The sequence below is a fragment of the Mycobacterium sp. pUA109 genome (genome assembly GCF_041287095.1).
In the GTDB taxonomy this organism is placed as follows: domain Bacteria; phylum Actinomycetota; class Actinomycetes; order Mycobacteriales; family Mycobacteriaceae; genus Mycobacterium.
The window spans coordinates 1-21,317 of sequence record NZ_JBGGKS010000039.1 but is presented as its reverse complement, the minus strand read 5'-3'; the positions used below and the strand labels follow the sequence as shown (position 1 = coordinate 21,317).

Here is a 21,317-nt window from a genome sequence, read left to right as displayed (position 1 = left end):
TGCTGCCCTGCTTCCGAAACGCCATCGAACAACACCCCTAAACCAATCAGGTGTTGCAGCGACCGCTTGAGCCCAAGCGTGAATCAACAGCCCTAACCGCAGTCTCAACGACCGGCGAGCGTCCGGTGCCGTCAAAACGCGTGGCGCACCTCGCGCAGCGGAACCCGGCCGTCGACGGCCAGCACCCCTTCGGCGCGCAGCAGCTCCAGCTGGCGGGTGGTCAGGTGGCGCGCCGGGCGTCCGGATGCGGTGATCACCCGGTGCCAGGGCAGATCCGAGGAGTCGGTCGCCATGATCCAGCCGACGATCCGGGGGCTGGAAAGCCCCGCGGCCGCGGCGATATCCCCGTAGGTGGCGACCCGGCCGGCGGGGATGGCCGCCACCAGGGCGCGTACCTGCTCGACCTGCTGATCGGTTACCCGCGCCATGACCCGACCGGTAACCGATCACGGATGAGCGCCGCCACCTCGGCGGGCCTGGCCTGGGCCACCATGTGGTCGCAGTCGAGATCCACCAGTTGAAAATCCGGGCCCAGCTGCCGCCGCAACGCCGAGATGAGCTGCGGTCCAACGTAGGGCGGCGAGGTCCGGGTCGCCCGCACCACGGTGGTGGCCGTGCCGGGGGCCGGCACCACGATCTCGCGGGCCAGCTCGCTCCAGTAGGACATGGCGGCCGGCAGGCTGATCCGCCAGCCGTAGCGCCCGCCCGGCAACGCGACCAGGTGTTCGTCGAGTTCCGCGTCCAGCACGGCCGGGTCGACGTCGGCCCACGCGCCGGTCGCCTTCTCGGCGCGGGCTTCGGCGGCATCGGGGTAGTCGGGCGAGGCCAGCATCGCGTCGGCGATCTGGCGCATCCACACCCCGTCCAGGCCGATCGCCGGGTCGAGCAGCACCAGCGCGGCCACCAGATCCGGTCGGGCCGCGGCCAGGTGCAACGCGACCGCGCCGCCGAACGAATGGCCCACCACCAGCACCGGTGCCTCGGCGGTGGCGTCCAGCAGCGCGGCCAACGCAGCCACGTTGGCGTCGATGGTCCACGGTGCCGCCCAGGACGACCGGCCGTGGCCGAGCAGGTCGGGCGCGGCCACGGCCAGCTCGGGCAGGTGGTCGGCGGCCAGCCGCTGCCAGCGCTGGCCGTGGCCGGTCAACCCGTGGATGGCCAGCACTCGCACCGGCCCCGGTGGGCCGTAGCGGTGCACGTGCAGATCGTCGGTCACCCGTGGAATGCTGCCAGCCGCCGATCCCGGCCGACTTGTCAGACCCCAGTGGTGTCATGCCGGTATGACCGAACGCTGGAGCTCCGAGGCGCGGGCCGCCCTCGATCCGGCGCGGCGCGGCGCGCTGCGGGTGCTGGGTGGTCCCGGGACCGGCAAGACCAGCCTGCTGGTCGACGCCGCGGCCGCCCACATCGCCGCCGGCACCGACCCCGAATCGATCCTGCTGCTGACCCCCGACCGGCTCGGGATGGCCGCCCGCAGCGCGATGACGACCGCGGTGTTGCGGGCCCGCGGGGCCGGCCCCGCGGTGATCCGCGAACCGCTGCTGCGCACCGTGCACAGCTACGCGTTCGCGGTGCTGCGGTCGGCCGCCCAACGCGCCGGCGATCCGCCGCCCCGGCTGGTCACCGGCGCCGAACAGCACGGCATCATCCGCGAACTGCTCGCCGGTGACCTCGAGGACGGCGCCGACTGGCCGGAGTCGCTGCTGCCCGCGCTGGGCACCGACGGGTTCGCCACCGAACTGCGAAACCTGCTGGCGCGCTGCGCCGAACGCGGAGTCGAGCCGCGCGACCTGCAGCGGTTGGGGCGGCTGTCCGGGCGCCCGGAGTGGTCGGCCGCGGGCCGCTTCGCGCGGCAGTACGAGCAGGTGATGCTGCTGCGGGCGGCCGTCGGGACCGCCGCCCCGCAGGCCACCATGCCGGCGCTGGGGGCCGCCGAACTCGTCGGGGCCGCGCTGGAGTCCTTCGCGCTCGACCCGGAACTGTTGGCCGCCGAACGCGACCGGATCCGGATCCTGCTGGTCGACGACGCCCAGCACCTGGACCCGCAGGCCGCCCAGTTGGTGCGGGTACTGGCCGCCGGCGCCGACGCGACGCTGCTGGCCGGTGACCCCACCCAGGCGGTGTTCGGGTTTCGGGGCGCGGACGCGGATGCGCTGCTGGGCGGCGACGATCCCGCGGTGACGTTGACCGTCTCGCGGCGCTGCGCGCCCGCGGTGGCCCGCGCCATCACCGGTATCGCGCGCCGGCTGCCGGGCGGCACCGGGCCCGAGCTGGGCAGCGCGGTCACCGAGCCCGGTGCGGTGCGGGTGCAGCTGGCCGCCTCCGGACACGCCGAGGCGGCGCTGATCGCCGACACGCTGCGGCGGGCGCACTTGATCGACGGGGTGCCGTGGTCGCGGATGGCGGTGATCGTGCGGTCGGTGCCGCGGGCGGCGGCCCGGTTGCCGCGCGCATTGGCCGCCGCCGGCGTTCCGGTGGCCGCCGCCGGCGGCGGGTCGCTGCCGCAGCAGCCCGCGGTGGCCGCGCTGCTCACGGTGCTGACCGCGACCGTCGACGGGCTGACCGGGGAGCGGGCCCTGAGCCTGCTGACCGGTCCGATCGGGCGGGTGGACCCGATCGCGCTGCGTCAACTGCGTCGCGCGCTGCGCCGCGGGGACACCGGCCCGGCGTCGGCCCCTTTCGGTGAGCTGCTGGTGGCCGCACTCGGTGGGAAGGAACCCGACCGGCTGCCGGCCCGGTCGGCCGGGGCGCTGCGCCGGGTGCGCGCGGTGCTGACGGCCGCGGCCCGCAGCCACCGCGCCGGGCTGGGGACACCACCCGCCGGCGGGGGAGACCCGCGCTACACGCTGTGGCAGGCCTGGCAGCGGTCCGGTCTGCAGCAGCGCTGGCTGGCGGCCACCGAACGCGGCGGACCGGGCGGCGCCCAGGCGGGCCGGGACCTCGACGCGGTGACCGCGCTATTCGACGTCACCGAGCAATATGTGTCCCGCACCGCGGGCGCCTCGCTGCGCGGGCTGATCGATCACGTCACCGCGCTGCAGCTGGCGCCGCCGCGCGCCGAATCGGGGCCGCAGCCCGAGGCGGTCAGCGTGCTGAGCGCGCACGCCGCGCTGGGGCGGGAATGGGACGTGGTGGTCATCGCCGGACTGCAGGAGGGCCTGTGGCCCAACACCGTCCCGCGCGGCGGGGTGCTGGGCACCCAACGGCTGCTCGACCTGCTCGACGGGGTGGGCGCCGAGGCGTCCGCGCGGGCACCGTTGCTGGCCGAGGAACGACGGCTGCTGGTGGCGGCGATGGGCCGGGCCCGCCACCGGCTGCTGGTGACCGCGGTCGACGGCGAGGCCGCCGGCGGCGACGAGATCCCGTCCGGGTTCATTGCCGAGCTGGCGCAGTGGGACACCGGCGCGGACGGTCCCGCCCCGCCGGTGGTCGCCCCGCCGGTGTTGGCGGCCGCGGCGGTGGTGGGCCGGCTGCGCGGGGTGGTGTGCGCCCCGCCGGGCGCGGTCCCCGACGCCGACCGCGCCCGCGCGGCAACGCAATTGGCGCGACTGGCCCGGGCCGGCGTGCCCGGTGCCGACCCGGCCCACTGGTACGGCATGACCCCGGTCAGCACCACCGAGCCGCTGTGGCACGGACCCGACCACGTGGTGACGCTGTCGCCGTCGACGCTGCAGACGTTGTCCGATTGCCCGTTGCGCTGGCTGGTGGAACGGCACGGCGGCACCGATGGCCGCGATCTGCGCTCCACCATCGGCTCGGTAGTGCACGCGCTGATCGCCGAACCGGGGACCGGGGAGCGCCAGCTGCTGGCCACGCTGGAGCGGGTGTGGGCGCGGCTGCCGTTCGAGTCGCAGTGGTATTCGGCCAACGAGCTGGCCCGGCACCGGGCCATGCTGCAGACCTTCCTGCAGTGGCGGGACGCCACCCGCTACCAGCTGACCGAGGTCGGGGTCGAGGTCGACATCGACGGCGTCGTCGACGGGGTGCGGCTGCGTGGTCGGGTCGACCGGGTCGAACGCGACGCCGCCGGCCGGCTGGTCATCGTGGACATCAAGACCGGCAAAACACCGGTCACCAAGGACGACGCGCAACGGCACGCCCAGCTGGCGATGTACCAGCTGGCGGTCGATGCGGGTCTGGTGCCGCACCACCCCGTCCCCAGCGAGCCCGGCGGGGCGCGCCTGGTCTACCTCGGCAAACCCGGGGCGGCCGGTGCCACCGAACGCGAGCAGGACCCGCTGACCCCGCAGACCCGCGACGAATGGCGCGGCCGGGTCGCGTCGGCGGCGGCCGCGACCGCCGGACCGGCGTTCGTGGCCCGGGTCAATGACGGCTGCCGGCACTGCCCGATCCGGTCCAGCTGCCCGGCCCACACCGAACGGAGCGGCGCATGACCCCGCGCTACAGTCCCGCCGATCTGGCGGCGGCACTCGGCCTGCATCAGCCCACCGCCGAGCAGGCCGCGGTGATCGCCGCGCCGCCGGGCCCGCTGGTGGTCATCGCCGGCGCCGGGGCGGGCAAAACCGAGACGATGGCCGCCCGGGTGGTGTGGCTGGTCGCCAACGGCTACGCCGAACCCGGCCAGGTGCTGGGCCTAACCTTCACCCGTAAGGCCGCCGGGCAGCTGCTGCGCCGGGTCCGCTCCCGGCTGGCCCGACTGGCCGGCGCCGGGCTGGTGGCCGCGGTCGGGGAGGACGCCGGCACCCCCACGGTCAGCACCTATCACGCCTTCGCCGGCGCGCTGCTGCGTGAACACGGACTGCGCTGCGGCATCGAGCCCGACACCCGGCTGCTCAGCGAGACCGAGCTGTGGCAGCTGGCATTCGACGTGGTCAACGACTATCCCGGGGAGCTGCACACCGACAAGGACCCGGCCGCGGTCACCTCGATGCTGCTGCGGCTATCCGGGCAGCTGGCCGAGCATCTGGTGGACACCGCCGCGCTGGCCGACACCCACCGCGAGCTGGACCAGCTGATCCACACCCTGCCGGCCGGGCGCTACCAGCGCGACACCGGTCCCAGCCAGTGGCTGCTGCGGCTGCTGAACACCCAGACCGAACGCGCCGAGCTGGTGCCGCTGATCGACGCGCTGCACGCCCGGATGCGCGCCGAGAAGGTGATGGACTTCGGGGCCCAGATGGCCACCGCCGCCCGGCTGGCCGCGACGTTCCCCGCCGTCGGCGAGCAGCTGCGGGCCAGCTACCGGGTGGTGCTGCTCGACGAGTACCAGGACACCGGGCACGCCCAACGCATCGCGTTGTCGGCGCTGTTCGGCGGGGGCGCCGACGACGCGTTGGCGTTGACCGCGGTCGGTGATCCGATCCAGTCGATCTACGGGTGGCGCGGCGCCTCGGCGACTAACCTGCCCCGGTTCGCCACCGACTTCCCGCTGTCGGACGGCACCCCGGCGCCGACGTTGGAGCTGCGCACCAGCTGGCGTAACCCGCCGCAGGCGCTGCAGGTGGCGAACGCGGTCTCGGCGGAGGCGCGGCGGCGCTCGGTGGCGGTGCGCACCCTGCGGCCCCGACCGGATGCCCCGGCCGGCACCGTGCGCGTCGCGCTGCTGCCCGACGTGGTCGCCGAACGCGACTGGGTCGCCGACCAGCTGCAGCGCCGTTACCGACAGGCCGCGGCGGACGGCGCGGCCCCGCCGACCGCCGCGGTGCTGGTGCGCCGCAACGCCGACGCCGCGCCGATGGCCGCGGCGATCGCCGCGCGCGGCATCCCGGTGGAGGTGGTGGGGCTGGCCGGCCTGCTGTCGGTGCCCGAGGTGGCCGACGTGGTGGCGATGCTGCGGCTGGTCGCCGACCCGACCGCCGGGGCGGCGGCCATCCGGGTGCTGACCGGTCCGCGGTGGCGGCTGGGCGCCGCCGACCTCGCCGCGCTGTGGCGGCGCGCGGTCGAACTGGGCGACGTCCCGCGCGGCGCGGGCCCGGTGTCCGCCGAGGACGTTGCCGCCCAAGCCGATCCAGACGCCGACACCGCCTGCCTGGCCGACGCGCTGGCCGATCCGGGTCCGGCGCACCGGTATTCGCCGGTCGGCCACCAGCGGCTGGTCGCGTTGGCCGACGAACTGGCCGCGTTGCGCGCCCACCTCGCGCATCCGCTGCCCGACCTGGTCGCCGAGGTGCGCCGGGTGCTGGGGGTGGAGGCCGAGGCGCGCGCGGCCGGCGGTGCCCGCACCGGGGCCGAGCACCTCGACGCGTTCGCCGACGTGGTCGCCGGCTACGCCGAACGGTCCGGCGGCACTCGGGCGCCCGCGACCGCGGCGGGGCTGCTGGCCTACCTGGATGCGGCCGCGGTGGTGGAAAACGGGCTGGCGCCCGCGCCGGCGGCGGTGGCCGCCGACCGGGTGCAGGTGCTCACCGTGCACGCCGCCAAGGGTTTGGAGTGGCAGGTGGTGGCGGTGCCGCACCTGGTGCAACGGGTGTTCCCGTCCACCGCGTCGCGCGGCAGCTGGCTCACCGACGCCGCCGAGTTGCCGCCGCTGCTGCGCGGTGACCGCGCGCTGCTGGGCGCGCACGGCGTTCCGGTGCTCGACGTCTCCGATGTCACCGACCGAAAACAGCTGTCCGACAAGATTTATGCGCACCGGCGACAGTTGGATCAGCGCCGCGTCGACGAGGAGCGTCGGCTGCTGTACGTGGCCATCACCCGGGCCGAGGACACCCTGCTGCTGTCCGGCTACCACTGGGGCGCCACCGGCGCCAAACCGCGCGGCCCGTCGGAGTTCCTCGGCGAGCTCAAAGACGTGCTCGACGGTGCGGCCGCCGCCGGCCGGGCCTGCGGCGAGGTCGACCCGTGGGCGCCGGCGCCGGCCGATGGGGAACCAAACCCGCTGCGCGACACGGAGACCGAAGCGCTCTGGCCCGCCGACCCGCTGGCGGCGCGGCGCGGGGACGTGGAGGCCGGCGCGGCCCTGGTCGCCGCGGCGATGACGGGCGAGCTGCCCGAGGCGGCCGGGGATCCGGCCGGCTGGGCGGCCGACGTCGACGCGCTGCTGGCCGAACGGGCGCGCGCGGCCGCGGCGCCCGACCCGGTGCTGCCGGGTCAGGTCTCGGTGAGCAACCTGGTCGACCTGAGCCGCGACCCGGACGGCGCGCGGGCCCGGCTGGCCCGTCGGCTGCCCCCCCGACCGGATCCGCATGCCCAGCTGGGCAGCGCGTTTCACGACTGGGTGCAGCGGTTCTACGGCGCCGAGCGGCTTTTCGATCTCGCCGATTTGCCCGGAGCCGCCGACGGCGACCTCGCCCAGGCCGACGCCGAGCAGCTGGCCGGGCTGCAGGCGGCGTTTAACGCGTCGCCGTGGGCGTTGCGCAGCCCGGTTGCGGTGGAGGTGCCGTTCGAGATGGCGCTGGCCGACACCGTGGTGCGGGGCCGCATCGACGCGGTGTTCGCCGACCCCGACGGCGGATTCACCGTGGTGGACTGGAAGACCGGAGACCCGCCGCACGGCGCGGAGGCGGCCCGGCAGGCCGCGGTCCAGCTGGGGGTGTACCGGCTGGCCTGGGCGGCGATCGCCGGCTGCCCGGAAGCGGCGGTGCGCACCGCATTTCACTACGTGCGCACCGGCGCCACCGTCGTACCCGAGGCGCTGCCGGAGCCCGACGAACTGGCCGCGCTGCTGGAGCCCGTTACGCGTTGCGTCGCACCCGCAGCGCCGCGATGATCATCGGGATCTGCAGCGGCAGCCGGGCGATCGCGCCGACCCGCATCGGCCACGGCTTGTCCCACCACAACCGGACCATGTTGATGTTGCCGGGGAAGACGCCGAGAAACACCGCGACCGCGGCCAGCGCGCCCAGCCGGCGGGTCCGCGGCGCCAGCAGCAGCGCCCCGGCGCCCAGCTCGGCCACCCCGGAGGCGTAGGTGTAGAAACGCGGGCCGCCGGGCAGCTCGGCGGGGATGATCGTGTCGAACGGTTTGGGCGCCAGGAAGTGCAGCGAGCCCATGCCGAGCAGCAGCGCGGCGAGCCGGTAGGCCGGGGTTTGCGGGGCAGCGCTTGGCGCTGCCGGGGAGGGCGTTGTCATGGTTACATTGTGCGTGTGCGCACCCGGGCGATGATGGAGTGTCGTGGCCAAAGCTAGCTGGCGGCGGCTGCGGGGTCTTGACGAGACGCTGACCGCCCAGCCCGCCTACGCGCTGGTCGGCGTGTTGCGCGTCCCGCAGGGGCAAACCAGCCCCGCCGGCATCGTGGCCCGCCGGGTGGTGATGGCCGTGGTGGCGCTGTTCGCCTCGAGCGTGATCGTCTACGCCGACCGCGCCGGATACCAGGACGTGCGCGGTGACCAGCTGTCATTCCTGGATTGCGTCTACTACTCGGCGGTGACGCTGTCGACCACCGGGTACGGCGACATCACCCCGGTGTCGGAGTTCGCCCGCACCGTCAACGTCTTGGTGATCACCCCGCTGCGGATCGCGTTCCTGATCCTGTTGGTCGGGACCACGGTGGAGGTCGTCACCGAAACGTCCCGGCAGGCACTGAAGATCCAGCGCTGGAGGAGAAGAGTGCGCAACCACACCATCGTCGTCGGCTACGGCACCAAGGGCAAAACGGCGGTCGCCGCCATGCTGGGCGACGAGGTGCCCGCCGGCGACATCGTCGTCGTCGACACCGACCAGGCCGCGTTGGATCACGCGGGAGCTGCCGGGCTGGTGACCGTGCACGGCAACGCCACCAAGTCCGACGTGCTGCGGCTGGCCGGGGCGCAGCACGCGGCGTCGATCATCGTGGCCACCGGCCGCGACGACACCGCGGTGCTGGTCACGCTGACCGCCCGCGAGATCGCGCCCAAGGCCAAGATCGTGGCGTCGATCCAGGAAGCCGAAAACCAGCACCTGCTGCGGCAATCGGGGGCCGATTCGGTGGTGGTGTCCTCGGAGACCGCGGGCCGGCTGCTGGGCATCGCCACCACCACCCCCAGCGTGGTGGAGATGATCGAGGATCTGCTGACCCCGGACGCCGGGTTCGCCATCGCCGAACGCGAAGTCGAGCAGACCGAAGTCGGCGGGTCGCCGCGACATCTGCCCGACATCGTGCTGGGGGTGGTCCGCGAGGGGCGGCTGCTGCGCGTCGACGACCCGGAGGTGGACGCCGTGGAGTCCACCGACCGGCTGCTCTACATCCGCAACGTGGGGGCCTAGCGATGGACTTCCAGTTGCGGGAAGTTCCGCTGCTGTCCCGGGTCGGGGCCGACCGCGCCGACCAACTGCGCACCGATGTGGACGCCGCCACCGCCGGATGGGCCGAGGCCGCGCTGCTGCGGGTGGACGCGCGCAACCAGGTGCTGGTCGCCGACGGCCGGGTGGTGCTCGGCAACGCCAGCGCGTTGGGTGATGCCCCGCCGCCGGACGCGGTGTTTTTGGGCCGCATCGCCGACGGCCGGCATGTGTGGGCGGTGCGTGGCGCGTTGCCAGCTCCCGAGGATGGGGACGCCGAGGTGCTCGATCTGCGCCGGGCCGGGCAGCTCTTCGACGACGTCAGCGCGCAGCTGGTGTCGTCGGCCACCGCGTTGCTGAATTGGCATGACGGCGCCCGTTTTTCGGCGGTGGACGGGTCACCGACCAAACCGGCACGCGGCGGCTGGGCGCGGATCAACCCGGTCACCGGCCACGAGGAGTTCCCGCGCATCGACCCGGCGGTGATCTGCCTGATCCACGATGGCGGTGACCGGGCGGTGCTGGCCCGGCAGGCGGTGTGGCCGCAGCGGATGTTCTCGCTGTTGGCCGGGTTCGTCGAGGCGGGGGAGTCGTTCGAAGGCTGCGTGATCCGCGAGATCCGCGAGGAGATCGGCCTGGACGTGTCGCAGGTGCGCTACCTGGGCAGCCAGCCGTGGCCGTTCCCGCGGTCGCTGATGGTGGGGTTTCATGCGGTCGGCGACCCCGATCAGGAGTTCGCGTTCACCGACGGTGAGATCGCCGAGGCGGCGTGGTTCACCCGCGATGAGATCCGCGCGGCCTTGGACGCCGGAGACTGGAGCAGCAACTCGGAGTCGAAACTGCTGCTGCCGGGGTCGATTTCGATCGCCCGGGTGATCATCGAATCCTGGGCGGCGGCGGGCTAAGGCACGGCTAAACCCCCGCGAGCAGACACAAAAGCCCCCGATTCCGGGCCGAAAAGGGTGCCTTTGCGTCTGCTCGCCGTGGAGCGTTCAGCCGCCCAGCTCGGCCAGCTTGGCCTTCACGTCCTTGGCGCTGGGGTTGGTCAGCGTGGAACCGTCGGCGAACTTCACCGTGGGGACCGTCCGGTTGCCGCCGTTCGCGTTTTCCACAAAGGTCGCCGCGGCGGGGTCCTCCTCGATGTTGATCTCGTCATAGGAGATCCCGGACGCCTTCAGCATGGTCTTCAGGCGCACGCAGTAGCCACACCACGTCGTGCTGTAGATGGTCAGCGGAGCGTTGCTAACGGTCATAAGTACGTCAACCTATACGGGGCCGCCGGTGATCCCCGCGGCGGCGTGCTGTCGGTCACTGCTGCCAAGATGGAGCCCATGCCGGTGAGCACAGATGCATTGATCGCCGGCCTGGACGACGAGCAGCGTGAGGCCGTGCTGGCGCCGCGTGGCCCGGTGTGTGTGCTGGCCGGCGCAGGGACCGGTAAGACCCGCACCATCACCCACCGCATCGCTCAGCTCGTCGGGGCCGGTCACGTCGCCGCCGGGCAGGTGCTGGCGGTGACGTTCACCCAGCGCGCGGCCGGCGAGATGCGGGGTCGGTTGCGCGCCCTGGACGCCGCCGCGCAGACCGGCGCCCGGGTCGGGGCGGTGCAGGCCCTGACCTTTCACGCCGCCGCGCGCCGCCAGCTGCGGTACTTCTGGCCGCGGGTGGTCGGCGACACCAGCTGGCAGCTGCTGGACAGCAAGTTCGCCGTCGTCGCCCGCGCCGCCACCCGGGCCCGGCTGAACCTCAGCAGCGACGATGTCCGCGATGTGGCCGGCGAAATCGAGTGGGCCAAGGCGTCGCTGATCGGCCCCGAACAGTACCCGGACGCGGTGGCCGCCGCCGGCCGCGACATCCCGCTGGACGCGGCCAAGGTCGCCGGCGTGTACACCGGCTACGAGGCACTCAAGGCCGGCGGTGAGGTGGCGTTGCTCGACTTCGACGACCTGCTGCTGCACACCGCCGCCGCGATCGAGAACGATCCCGGCGTCGCCGAAGAATTCCGGGGCCGCTACCGCTGCTTCGTGGTCGACGAGTACCAGGACGTCACCCCGCTGCAGCAGCGGGTGCTGTCGGCGTGGCTGGGGGACCGCGACGATTTGACCGTGGTCGGCGACGCCAACCAGACCATCTACTCGTTCACCGGGGCCTCCCCGCGCTACCTGCTGGACTTCTCCCGCCGCTTCCCGGACGCCACCGTGGTGCGGCTGGAACGCGACTACCGGTCCACCCCGCAGGTGGTGTCGCTGGCCAACCGGGTCATCGCCGCCGCCCGCGGCCGGGTGGCGGGCAGCAAGCTGCACCTGGTCGGGCAGCGCGATCCCGGTCCGGTCCCGTCGTTTCACGAGCACGCCGACGAGGTCGCCGAGGCCGCCGCGGTGGCCAAGGAGATCGTCCGGCTGATCGACGCCGGCACCGCGCCGGCCGAGATCGCGGTGCTGTACCGGATCAACGCCCAGTCCGAGGTCTACGAGGAGGCGCTGACCGAGGCCGGCATCAACTACCAGGTCCGCGGCGGCGAAGGCTTTTTCACCCGCCAGGAAATCCGGCAGGCCCTGCTGGCCCTGCAACGCGCCGCCGAACGCGGGGTGGACGGCACGCTGCCCGAGGTGGTCCGCGAGGTGCTCGAGCCGCTCGGGTTGACCGCCCAGCCGCCGGCCGGGGTGCGGGCCCGCGAGCGCTGGGAGGCGTTGGGAGCACTCGCGGAATTGGTCGACGACGAGGTGGCGACCCGGCCCGGCCTGGACCTGCCCGCGCTGCTGGCCGAGCTGCGGATGCGGGCCGACTCCCGGCACCCCCCGGTGGTGCAGGGCGTCACCCTGGCGTCCTTGCACGCCGCCAAGGGCCTGGAATGGGACGCGGTGTTTCTGGTCGGGCTGGCCGACGGCACGCTGCCGATCAGCCACGCGCTGGCACACGGCCCCGACAGTGAAGCCGTCGAGGAGGAACGTCGGCTGCTGTACGTCGGAATCACCCGCGCCCGCGTGCATTTGGCGCTCAGCTGGGCGTTGTCGCGGACTCCGGGGGGCCGGGCCAGCCGCAAACCGTCGCGGTTTTTGTCCGGCATCGCCCCGCAGACCGAACGCGAACCGGCCCCGAACCGGCGCCGCCGCGGCCGCGGCCCCGCCGGCAACTGCCGGGTCTGCAACCGGGAGCTGACCACCCCGGCGGCCATCATGCTGCGCCGCTGTGAAACCTGCGCCGCCGACGTCGACACCGAGCTGCTGGCCCAGCTCAAGGACTGGCGGCTGCGCACCGCCACCGAAATGAAGGTGCCCGCCTATGTGGTGTTCACCGACAACACGTTGACCGCGATCGCCGAAATGTTGCCCGCCGACGAGGCCGCGCTGGTCGCCATCCCGGGCATCGGGGCGCGCAAGCTGGAGCAGTTCGGGCCCGACGTGCTGGAGATGGTCCGCGGCCGTCGGTAGCGGTGCCCGCGGCATATCCGCAGGTCAGAAAATCGCTTGTGGCTCCGGGCTGGTACCGTTTACGCTCAAAGCCGCAGTTCCCATGCACTGATGACGAGAGGAGGGAGCCCGCGATGATCGGCAAAAACGCGTTCGCTGTAGCTATGGCCGGTTCGGCGCGCCGCGGTGGCACCCTCCATGCCGCCGCATGGGCGCCGCAGGCCAAGCGCCGCAGCGCCGCCGCGACCGACGCGTCCGTGGATTGGGGCTCCACCTAGGTAGCCCGATCTCCGCCAGATGGCCACGGACCCGAAGTCACCGGATCCGTGGCCAGAATTTTTGGGGCAACCCCCCGCACCTGGTCCGGATCTTTGAAAAGACCGCCACCCGACCAGGAAGCAGGTGATTGGACATGTCAACCCTGACGGCCCCCGAGGAAGCGCTGCCGGAGTTGCCTTGTCATGTCGGCGACCCCGATCTGTGGTTCGCCGACGCCCCCGCCGAGCTGGAGCGCGCCAAGGAGCTGTGCGTGGCATGCCCGATCCGCCGCCACTGCCTGGCCGCGGCGCTGGAACGCGCCGAGCCGTGGGGGGTGTGGGGCGGCGAGATCTTCGATCGCGGTGCGATCGTGAGCCGCAAGCGGCCCCGCGGGCGTCCGCGCAAGGAGGTGGCCGCCTAGGCAGCCGCCGCTTGTCCCGTCGAGATCGACGTTAGCGCGAGGTTCTCTCGAACTTCTCCGCGCTAACGTCGATCTCGGCGCGGTGGCGACCGGCGCGGTGGCGACCGGCGCGGTGACCGTGCAACCTCAGTCGGCGACCAGCGCGGAATCGGGTTCGGCGAAACCGGGCACCAGCTCTTCGGACAGCGCCTTGATCGGGACATGCGCGTCGAGCTGACACAGGATCGCCGTCGTGGACCCGATCACCCGCATCGGCATCGCCAACTTGGGCGGCAGGTCCATCTGCCGCACCGTCTTGATCTGCGCGACCGACCGGTCCATCTGCATCCCGGCCATCTTCTGCAGCCATTTGCGGGTGTAGTGGAACACCTCGACCTGGACCGGTTCCACGTACTGGCGCAGCATGTCGTCGATGTCGCGCACCGATACCTGCTGGCCCTTCTGAATGAAGCCGACCTTTTCCATGGTCGGCAGCACCAGGTCGTAGTTCTTCTCGCGGGCCAGCCGGATCGTCATCCCCAGTTCGATGGGGAAGCCGCCGGGCAGCGGCGCCACCGCACCGAAGTCGATGACCCCCATCCGGCCGTCGGGCAGCAACATGAAGTTCCCGGGATGGGCGTCGCCGTGGATCATCTCCAGCCGCTGCGGCGAGCCCAGGGTGAGTTCCATCAGCCGGGTGCCCATGATGTCGCGTTGCTCGACGGTGCCGTTGCGAATGATCTCGGCCATCCCCACCCCGTCGATCCACTCCTGGATCACCACTTTCGGGGCGCTGGCCACCACGTGCGGGATGAGGAAATGCGGGTCGTTGGCGTAGGCCTTGGCGAAGGCGCGCTGGTTGTTGGCTTCCAGCCGGTAGTCCAGCTCCATCTCGGTGCGTTCGATCAGCTCGTCGACCACGCCCTGCACGTCGGCGCCCGGCGCCAACTGCTTGAACACGCTGACCAGCCGTTTCATCGTCTTCAGATCGGCGCGCAGCGCCTCGTCGGCGCCCGGGTATTGGATCTTGACCGCGACCTCGCGGCCATCCGACCACACCGCCTTGTGCACCTGGCCGATGCTGGCCGACGCGACCGGGGTGTCGTCGAAGGAGGAGAACCGTTCCCGCCACTTGGTGCCCAGCTGGGCGTCCAGCACGCGGTGCACCTTGGCGGCCGGCAGCGGCGGGGCGTCCTTTTGCAGTTTGGTCAGCGCTTCCCGGTAGGGCTCGCCGAACTCCTCGGGGATGGCGGCTTCTAGCACCGACAGCGCCTGGCCGACTTTCATGGCGCCACCCTTCAGCTCACCCAACACGGTGAACAGCTGGTTGGCGGCCTTTTCCATCAGTTCCGCGGTGACCTCGTCTTTTGACCTGCCGGCCATCCGCTTGCCCAGCCCCAGGGCCGCTCGGCCAGCAAAGCCGACGGGAATGCTGGCCAGCTTCGCATTGCGGGCTGCGCGCCCACGCTTGATGTCTGCCACACGTCTATCATCCATGACCGCGCGACCGGCCGGCGCACCGAGTTGGCAACAACCGTTGTCAGCATGAGCACAGCGGGTGGCGGGTCCAGTGCCGCGCGACGATCGAACCGGCGCCCAGATCGAATTCCAGCGTCGCGTTCAGCGTCGGCGGCGGATCGGACGCCTGGCCGCCACCCACCGCGGCGATCACCCGGTGCACCTGGTTGAGCGCCAGCGCCGCGGTCGCCAGCACGGTGGCGCGGTCGGCGCTGCCGACGGTGTCGCGCAGCTGGGCGGCCACCGCCGGCCACGCCGCATCCCGGTCGCTGCGGTGCAGGTCCGCGCACCCCAAGCAGCTGGTCACGCCCGGGATCACCAGCGGCCCGACCAGCCCGGTCCCGTCGCGCACCCGCACCGGAAGGTGCGCCACGTGCTCGGCGTGCAGCTCCCGCAGCAGCCGCGGGTCGCACACCAGGTAGTCCGACAGCACCACCAGATCGGCCTCGCCGGGCGTGACCGCGGCGTGTGGCTGGTGGCTGTGCTTGATCCGCGCGCCCGAACACCGCAACGCCTCCACCAGCAGGTCCGACAGCGGCCCGCGGCCGTGCACCCGTACCGAGGCGGCCCGCCGCCGCGACGGGCGCCGGGCGCAGTTGACCACGCCGGCGTCGACCAGCGCCGCGATCAGCGCGGCCAGCTCATCGGTGTCGGTCAGCCCGTGCTGCACGGCCCGGTGACGCAGCTCGGTGAGGGTGACCGGGGAGCGCATCGACTGCAGCACGCTCGCCAACCCGGCCGCGGTCAGGCCGGCCGGCGGTCGGATCAGCACCGCCCGGCGCGGGTCCCAGCCCACCTGCACCGCCCCATCGGGCCGCAGCAGCACCGGCATCGCCGGGTTCAGCGTGTAGGGGAGCGTCATGGCTGGAGGGTGCCATGACCGACAGGTACTGCGTGCTCAGCTGTCCACAGGGGGCTGCGGGCCGGGGTCGTCTTGACCCTTCTCGAACTCGGCGATCGCCTGATCGATGGCGCTGTCGATACCGCTGGTGTCGCCGCCGAGCACCCGGTCGATGAAGCCGGCGGGTTCGTCGAGGTCCTCGATCTGGGGCAGCAGGTCGGGATGCTGCCAGAGCTTGTCGCGGGCGTCGACGCCGACGGCGCCGGTCAGCCGCTCCCACAGCACCGCGGCCTCGCGCAGCTTGCGCGGCCGTAGCTCCAACCCGACCAGGGTGGCGAACGTCTGCTCGGCCGGGCCGCCGGTGGCGCGGCGGCGGCGCAGCGTCTCCGACAGCGCGGCGGTGCCGGGGATCCGTTCGCCCAACGCCGCGGTCACCACGGTCTGCACCCAGCCCTCGATCAGCGCCAGCAGCGTCTCCAGCCGCTCCAACGCCTGCAACTGTTCCGGGGTGGCCTGCGGCTCGAACACGCCCTGGGTCAGCAGCTGCTCCATGGCGGCCGGGTCGTTCAGCGAGGCCGGGTTGAAGCCCTGGGCCAGCTCCTCGATGCCGCTCATGTCGATCTTCATGCCGCGGGCGTAGGCCTCCACGGCGCTGAGCAGCTGACTGGACAGCCACGGCACATGGCTAAACAGCCGGTGGTGGGCGGCCTCCCGGGCCGCCAGGAACGTGACGATCTCGCTGCGCGGGCGTTCCAGGCCGGCCGCGAACTCCTCGACGGCGCCGGGCAGCAGCGCGGCCACCCCGCGGGGCCCCAGCGGCAAACCGATGTCGGTGGAGGTCAGCACCTCCTTGGACAGCCGGGCCAGCGCCTGGCCCAGCTGCGAGCCGAACGCCATGCCGCCCATCTGCGACATCATCGACAGCAGCGGCCCGGCCATGCTTTTGGCCTCCTCGGGCAGCGCGGCGGCCCACACCGTGGAGATCTGATCGGCCATCGGATCGCACAGCCGCTGCCAGGTCGCCAGGGTGTTGTCCACCCAGTCGGTGGGGGTCCAGGCGACGGACTTGGTGGTGCCCGCCGGTAGCGACGTCACCCCGTCCAGCCAGGTTTCGGCCAGGTGCACCGCGTCGCCGATGGCGGTCTGGGTGGCCGCCGAGACCGGTGCCACAAAGCCGATCGAACTCGACGCCAACTTGCGGGCCAGCTCGTAATTCACCGGCCCGGCGCTGGCCCCGCCGGTCGTCGCGGTGCCGGCGCCGCTGAACATCTGGCCCAGCTGGGTGAAGATTTGGCCCAGGTCAGCCATGTTGAACTCGCCGCCCATCCCGAACGGGTCACCCGAGCCCGAACCGGACGCGGACTCGTCGCGCCGCCGGTCGCGGTCGGGGTCATCCCCGCTGGAGAAGCCGAAAGGCAGGTCAGCCATGACCCCAACGGTACTCACCGGCGCCGGTGACCGTCCAAGCCGCAGTCACGCTCTGAGTGAACCGACCAAACGCCGGGCCGTTTACGATACGCGGCGTGAACAGGCGGATTCTGACCCTGCTGGTGGCGCTGGTGCCGGTCGTGGCGTTCGGCGCGCTGCTGGCGGTGGTGACGGTGCCCTACGTGTCGTTGGGCCCCGGCCCGACGTTCGACACCCTCGGTGACGTCGACGGCAAACCGGTGGTCGACATCGAGGGCACCGAAACCCACCCGACGACCGGGCACCTGAACATGACGACGGTGTCTCAGCGCGACGGGCTGACGCTGGGGGAGGCGTTGACGCTGTGGCTGTCCGGGCGCGAACAGTTGGTGCCGCGCGACCTGGTTTACCCGCCGGGCAAGTCGCGGCAGGAAGTCGATGAGGACAACACCGCCGATTTCAAGCAATCCGAGGCCAGCGCGGAATACGCCGCGCTGGGCTACCTGAAGTACCCCAAGGCGGTGGCCGTCGCGGACGTCAACGACCCCGGGCCGTCGGCGGGCAAACTGCAGGCCGGGGATGCCCTGGACGCGGTCAACGGAACCCGGGTGGCCACCGTGGAGCAGTTCACGGCGCTGCTGAAGAAAACCAAGCCCGGTCAGGTGGTGAGCATCGACTACCGCCGCAAAAACGCCCCGGCCGGGACCGCGGAGATCACGCTGGGGCACAGCAAGGACCGCGACTACGGCTTTTTGGGTGTCAAGGTGATGGACGCGCCGTGGGCACCGTTCGCCGTGGACTTCAACCTGGCCAATATCGGCGGCCCGTCGGCGGGGCTGATGTTCAGCCTGGCCGTGGTCGACAAGCTCACCAACGGCGACCTCGCCGCCTCGAAATTCATCGCCGGCACCGGCACCATCAGCGCCGACGGCCAGGTGGGGCCGATCGGCGGAATCAGCCACAAGATGATCGCCGCGCAGGAGGCCGGGGCGACGGTGTTTCTGGTCCCCACCGACAACTGCTATGAGGCCCGCTCCGACAACGACAAGCTGCAACTGGTCAAGGTCGACACCCTGGGGCAGGCGGTCGATGCGCTGCACACGCTCAGCCACGGCGGTCAGCCGCCGAGCTGCTAACGGGCGGAACCTAGCTGGACCGCCTCACCCGGCGCCGAGTGCGTACAGTTGGGGCCGTCGAGGAAATTGAGCAGGGAGCGTAACGAGTGAGTATGCGGCCCGCGGCGAGGATGCCGAAGTTGACTCGGCGTAGCCGGATTCTGATCGGGCTCGCGCTGGCCGTGATCGTGTTGCTGCTGGTGGGGCCCCGTTTGGTCGACGGCTACGTGGACTGGCTGTGGTTCGGCGAAGTGGGATACCGGGCGGTGTTCACCACCGTGCTGGTCACCCGGCTGCTGGTGTTCGTGATTGTCGGGCTGCTGGTCGGCGGCATCGTGTTCGGCGGGCTGGCGCTGGCCTACCGCACCCGGCCGGTGTTCGTCCCCGCCAACGGGGCCAACGATCCGGTGGCGCGCTACCGCACCGTGGTGATGTCACGGCTGCGGCTGTTCGGTATCGGTGTTCCGGCGGCGATCGGTCTGCTGGCCGGGGTCATCGCGCAGACCTACTGGGTGCGGATCCAGCTGTTCTTGCACGGCGGCAGCTTTGGCGTCGACGATCCGCAATTCGGCAAGGATCTGGGCTTCTACGCCTTCGATCTGCCGTTTTATCGGCTGGTGCTCAGCTACCTGTTGGTGGCGCTGTTCTTGGCGTTCGTGGCGAACCTGGTGACGCACTACGTGTTCGGCGGGATCCGGCTGGCCGGCAACACCGGCGCGCTGAGCCGACCGGCGCGCATCCAGCTGGTGAGCTTGGTCGGCACGTTGGTGGTGCTCAAGGCCGTCGCCTACTGGCTGGATCGCTACGAGCTGCTGTCCCACACCCGCGCCGGCAAACCGTTCACCGGTGCCGGCTACACCGACATCAACGCGGTGCTCCCGGCCAAGCTGATCCTGCTGGCCATCGCGCTGATCTGCGCGGCCGCGGTGTTCTCCGCGATCGTGCTGCGCGACTTGCGGATCCCGGCGATCGGCTTGGTGCTGCTGCTGCTGTCGTCACTGATCGTGGGTGCCGGCTGGCCGCTGATCGTCGAGCAGATCAGCGTCAAACCCAACGCCGCGCAAAAGGAAAGCGAATACATCTCGCGCAGCATCACCGCGACGCGGCAGGCCTACGGGCTGACCAGCGACGTCGTGCACTACACCAATTACCCCGGCGATGCGCGGGCCACCGCCCAGCAGGTCGCCGCCGACCGCGCCACCACCGCCAACATCCGGCTGCTGGATCCCACCATCGTCAGCCCGGCGTTCACCCAATTCCAGCAGGGTAAGAACTTCTACTTCTTCTCCGATCAGCTGACCATCGACCGCTACCTCGACAAGGATGCGCGGTTGCGCGACTACGTCGTCGCCGCGCGAGAGCTCAACCCGGACCGGCTGATCGACAACCAGCGGGACTGGATCAACCGGCATTCGGTGTACACCCACGGCAACGGCTTCATTGCCTCCCCGGCCAACACGGTGCGCGGCATCGCCAACGACCCCAACCAAAACGGCGGATACCCGGAGTTTCTGGTCAACGCCGTCGGCGCCAACGGCAGCGTCATCTCCGACGGCCCGGCGCAACTGGATCAGCCCCGGATCTACTACGGGCCGGTGATCGCCAACACCCCCGCCGACTACGCGATCGTCGGCCACAACGGTGTCGACCGCGAATACGACTACGAGACCAACACCGAAACCAAGAACTACACCTACACCGGCACCGGCGGGGTCCCGATCGGGAGTTGGCTGTCCCGCAGCGTGTTCGCGGCGAAATTCGCCGAGCGCAATTTCCTGTTCTCCTCGGTGATCGGGTCCAACAGCAAGATCCTGTTCAACCGGGACCCGGCGCGGCGGGTGGAGGCAGTGGCGCCGTGGCTGACCACCGACTCCACCATGTATCCGGCGATCGTCAACAAGCGGCTGGTGTGGATCGTGGACGGCTACACCACGCTGGACAACTACCCGTACTCCGAGCTCACCTCGCTGTCGTCGGCGACCGCCGATTCCAACGAGGTCGAGTTCAACCGGCTGACCCCCGACAAGCGGGTCTCCTACATCCGCAACTCGGTCAAGGCCACCGTCGACGCCTACGACGGCACCGTGACGCTGTACCAGCAGGACGAGAACGACCCGGTGCTGCAGACCTGGATGAAGGTGTTTCCCGGCACCGTCAAACCCAAGAGCGAGATCAGCCCCGAACTCGCCGCGCATCTGCGGTATCCCGAAGACCTGTTCAAGGTGCAACGGATGCTGCTGGCCAAATACCACGTCAACGACCCGGTCACGTTCTTCTCCACGTCGGACTTCTGGGATGTGCCGCTGGACCCGAACCCGACCGCCAGCAGCTACCAGCCGCCGTACTACATCGTCGCCAAAAACCTTGCCAAGGGCGATAATTCGGCGTCGTTCCAGCTGACCAGCGCGATGAACCGGTTCAAGCGCGACTACCTGGCCGCCTACATTTCCGCCAGCTCCGATCCGGACACCTACGGTCAGCTGACCGTGCTGACCATCCCCGGGCAGGTCAACGGGCCCAAGCTGGCCAACAACGCCATCACCACCGACACCGCGGTCAGCCAGGACCTGGGGGTGATCGGACGGGACAACCAGAACCGGATCCGGTGGGGCAACCTGCTGACCCTGCCGCTGGCCGAGGGCGGGCTGCTCTACGTCGAGCCGGTCTACGCGTCCCCGGGGGCCAGCGACGCCGCCTCCTCCTACCCGCGGCTGATCCGGGTGGCGATGATGTACAACGACAAGATCGGGTACGGCCCCACCGTGCGCGACGCGCTCACCGAGTTGTTCGGGCCCGGCGCCGACGCGGCCGCGACCGGGATCGCCCCCACCGACGCCGGCGCCCCCGCCAACCCCCCGGCGGACTCCCCGGCACCCGCGGATGCGCCCGAGGCCCGGCCGAGCCCGCCGGTCGCGGCCCCGCCGCCGCCGGCGGGGGCGACGACGCTGTCCCCGGCCAAGGCCGCCGCGCTGAAGGAAATCCAGGCGGCGCTCGGGGCGGCCCGTGAGGCGCAGAAGAAGGGCGACTTCGCCGCGTACGGCGAGGCGCTGCAGCGCCTCGACGAGGCCATGACCAAGTTCGACAACGCCAAGTGATGGGCACCTATCTCCCGCGAGCCTCCCGTGAGTCTCCCGCGAGCGTGCGTAGTAAGAGAGTTATGACGCGTGTTGGCGAAGAAAGTGGCGTTTTTCTAGGAGATGGCGACGTCC

At 71.5% G+C, this 21,317-nt stretch carries 16 protein-coding genes; 9 read left to right on the top strand and 7 right to left on the bottom strand.

Features of this window, described 5'->3' with window-relative positions; translation table 11 throughout:
• Window positions 1-131: 131 nt before the first annotated feature.
• Entirely contained in the window at window positions 132-428 is a 297-nt protein-coding gene (locus tag ACAG26_RS27190) for an MGMT family protein (protein WP_370486192.1), read from the bottom strand.
• The gene (locus tag ACAG26_RS27185; protein WP_370486191.1) at window positions 416-1,216 is read right to left on the bottom strand and encodes an alpha/beta fold hydrolase; all 801 of its coding nucleotides are present in this window, start codon (window positions 1,214-1,216) and stop codon (window positions 416-418) included. Before ACAG26_RS27185 ends, ACAG26_RS27190 begins: the two co-directional genes overlap by 13 nt.
• 64 nt (window positions 1,217-1,280) lie before the next feature.
• Between ACAG26_RS27185 and ACAG26_RS27180 the strand changes: the two genes are divergently transcribed.
• Both ACAG26_RS27180 and ACAG26_RS27175 read left to right on the top strand, forming a co-directional pair.
• Window positions 1,281-4,394 carry an ATP-dependent helicase gene (locus ACAG26_RS27180; RefSeq protein ID WP_370486190.1) on the top strand — a complete coding sequence of 1,038 codons (3,114 nt, stop codon included), beginning with the start codon at window positions 1,281-1,283 and terminating at the stop codon, window positions 4,392-4,394.
• A complete protein-coding gene (locus ACAG26_RS27175; RefSeq protein WP_370486189.1) occupies window positions 4,391-7,669 on the top strand; it encodes an ATP-dependent helicase in 3,279 nt (1,092 codons plus the stop codon). The genes ACAG26_RS27180 and ACAG26_RS27175 overlap by 4 nt, the downstream gene beginning before the upstream one ends.
• Here the strand turns inward: ACAG26_RS27175 and ACAG26_RS27170 are convergent.
• A complete protein-coding gene (locus ACAG26_RS27170) occupies window positions 7,635-8,030 on the bottom strand; it encodes a hypothetical protein (protein WP_370486188.1) in 396 nt (131 codons plus the stop codon). The genes ACAG26_RS27175 and ACAG26_RS27170 overlap by 35 nt on opposite strands.
• Window positions 8,031-8,073: 43 nt before the next feature.
• Here ACAG26_RS27170 and ACAG26_RS27165 point away from each other — a divergent pair, with 43 nt between their 5' ends.
• Both ACAG26_RS27165 and nudC read left to right on the top strand, forming a co-directional pair.
• The gene (locus ACAG26_RS27165) at window positions 8,074-9,144 is read left to right on the top strand and encodes a TrkA family potassium uptake protein (RefSeq protein ID WP_370486187.1); all 1,071 of its coding nucleotides are present in this window, start codon (window positions 8,074-8,076) and stop codon (window positions 9,142-9,144) included.
• 2 nt (window positions 9,145-9,146) lie between these two features.
• On the top strand, window positions 9,147-10,064 hold the full coding sequence (gene nudC / locus ACAG26_RS27160) for an NAD(+) diphosphatase (RefSeq protein WP_370486186.1): 918 nt from the start codon (window positions 9,147-9,149) through the stop codon (window positions 10,062-10,064).
• An 87-nt stretch (window positions 10,065-10,151) separates the two neighbouring features.
• Here nudC and mrx1 read toward each other — a convergent pair whose 3' ends face one another.
• Window positions 10,152-10,412 carry a mycoredoxin Mrx1 gene (gene mrx1, locus ACAG26_RS27155; RefSeq protein WP_370486185.1) on the bottom strand — a complete coding sequence of 87 codons (261 nt, stop codon included), beginning with the start codon at window positions 10,410-10,412 and terminating at the stop codon, window positions 10,152-10,154.
• Between the two features lie 78 nt (window positions 10,413-10,490).
• Between mrx1 and ACAG26_RS27150 the strand changes: the two genes are divergently transcribed.
• The 3 genes from ACAG26_RS27150 to ACAG26_RS27140 all read left to right on the top strand — a co-directional run bounded on the left by ACAG26_RS27150 (window position 10,491) and on the right by ACAG26_RS27140 (window position 13,248).
• Entirely contained in the window at window positions 10,491-12,590 is a 2,100-nt protein-coding gene (locus ACAG26_RS27150) for an ATP-dependent DNA helicase UvrD2 (RefSeq protein ID WP_370486184.1), read from the top strand.
• Between the two features lie 113 nt (window positions 12,591-12,703).
• A complete protein-coding gene (locus tag ACAG26_RS27145; RefSeq protein ID WP_370486183.1) occupies window positions 12,704-12,847 on the top strand; it encodes a hypothetical protein in 144 nt (47 codons plus the stop codon).
• 134 nt (window positions 12,848-12,981) lie between these two features.
• A complete protein-coding gene (locus tag ACAG26_RS27140; protein WP_370486182.1) occupies window positions 12,982-13,248 on the top strand; it encodes a WhiB family transcriptional regulator in 267 nt (88 codons plus the stop codon).
• Window positions 13,249-13,374: 126 nt separating this feature from the next.
• Here ACAG26_RS27140 and ACAG26_RS27135 read toward each other — a convergent pair whose 3' ends face one another.
• From ACAG26_RS27135 to ACAG26_RS27125, 3 genes are read right to left on the bottom strand one after another with little or no spacing between them, the layout of a single operon-like run.
• Window positions 13,375-14,724, bottom strand: coding sequence for an ABC1 kinase family protein (locus ACAG26_RS27135; protein WP_370486181.1), 1,350 nt, complete (start codon window positions 14,722-14,724; stop codon window positions 13,375-13,377).
• A gap of 43 nt (window positions 14,725-14,767) precedes the next feature.
• A complete protein-coding gene (locus ACAG26_RS27130; protein ID WP_370486180.1) occupies window positions 14,768-15,607 on the bottom strand; it encodes a cyclodehydratase in 840 nt (279 codons plus the stop codon).
• 36 nt (window positions 15,608-15,643) lie between these two features.
• Window positions 15,644-17,032, bottom strand: a complete 1,389-nt coding sequence (locus ACAG26_RS27125; RefSeq protein ID WP_370486179.1) for a zinc-dependent metalloprotease — start codon at window positions 17,030-17,032, stop codon at window positions 15,644-15,646.
• A gap of 77 nt (window positions 17,033-17,109) precedes the next feature.
• Here ACAG26_RS27125 and ACAG26_RS27120 point away from each other — a divergent pair, with 77 nt between their 5' ends.
• Complete coding sequence (locus ACAG26_RS27120) at window positions 17,110-18,129, top strand: PDZ domain-containing protein (RefSeq protein ID WP_370486178.1); 1,020 nt, start codon at window positions 17,110-17,112, stop codon at window positions 18,127-18,129.
• An 86-nt stretch (window positions 18,130-18,215) separates the two neighbouring features.
• Window positions 18,216-21,203 carry a UPF0182 family protein gene (locus ACAG26_RS27115; protein ID WP_370486177.1) on the top strand — a complete coding sequence of 996 codons (2,988 nt, stop codon included), beginning with the start codon at window positions 18,216-18,218 and terminating at the stop codon, window positions 21,201-21,203.
• Window positions 21,204-21,317 lie beyond the last annotated feature (114 nt).

What these genes read in the sequence shown, in the direction of transcription:
- ACAG26_RS27190 (WP_370486192.1), bottom strand. Translation starts at nt 428, where the DNA reads ATGGCGCGGGTAACCGATCAGCAGGTCGAGCAGGTACGCGCCCTGGTG.
- ACAG26_RS27180 (WP_370486190.1), top strand. Translation starts at nt 1,281, where the DNA reads ATGACCGAACGCTGGAGCTCCGAGGCGCGGGCCGCCCTCGATCCGGCG.
- ACAG26_RS27175 (WP_370486189.1), top strand. Translation starts at nt 4,391, where the DNA reads ATGACCCCGCGCTACAGTCCCGCCGATCTGGCGGCGGCACTCGGCCTG.
- ACAG26_RS27170 (WP_370486188.1), bottom strand. Translation starts at nt 8,030, where the DNA reads ATGACAACGCCCTCCCCGGCAGCGCCAAGCGCTGCCCCGCAAACCCCG.
- nudC (WP_370486186.1), top strand. Translation starts at nt 9,147, where the DNA reads ATGGACTTCCAGTTGCGGGAAGTTCCGCTGCTGTCCCGGGTCGGGGCC.
- mrx1 (WP_370486185.1), bottom strand. Translation starts at nt 10,412, where the DNA reads ATGACCGTTAGCAACGCTCCGCTGACCATCTACAGCACGACGTGGTGT.
- ACAG26_RS27150 (WP_370486184.1), top strand. Translation starts at nt 10,491, where the DNA reads ATGCCGGTGAGCACAGATGCATTGATCGCCGGCCTGGACGACGAGCAG.
- ACAG26_RS27145 (WP_370486183.1), top strand. Translation starts at nt 12,704, where the DNA reads ATGATCGGCAAAAACGCGTTCGCTGTAGCTATGGCCGGTTCGGCGCGC.
- ACAG26_RS27140 (WP_370486182.1), top strand. Translation starts at nt 12,982, where the DNA reads ATGTCAACCCTGACGGCCCCCGAGGAAGCGCTGCCGGAGTTGCCTTGT.
- ACAG26_RS27135 (WP_370486181.1), bottom strand. Translation starts at nt 14,724, where the DNA reads ATGGATGATAGACGTGTGGCAGACATCAAGCGTGGGCGCGCAGCCCGC.
- ACAG26_RS27130 (WP_370486180.1), bottom strand. Translation starts at nt 15,607, where the DNA reads ATGACGCTCCCCTACACGCTGAACCCGGCGATGCCGGTGCTGCTGCGG.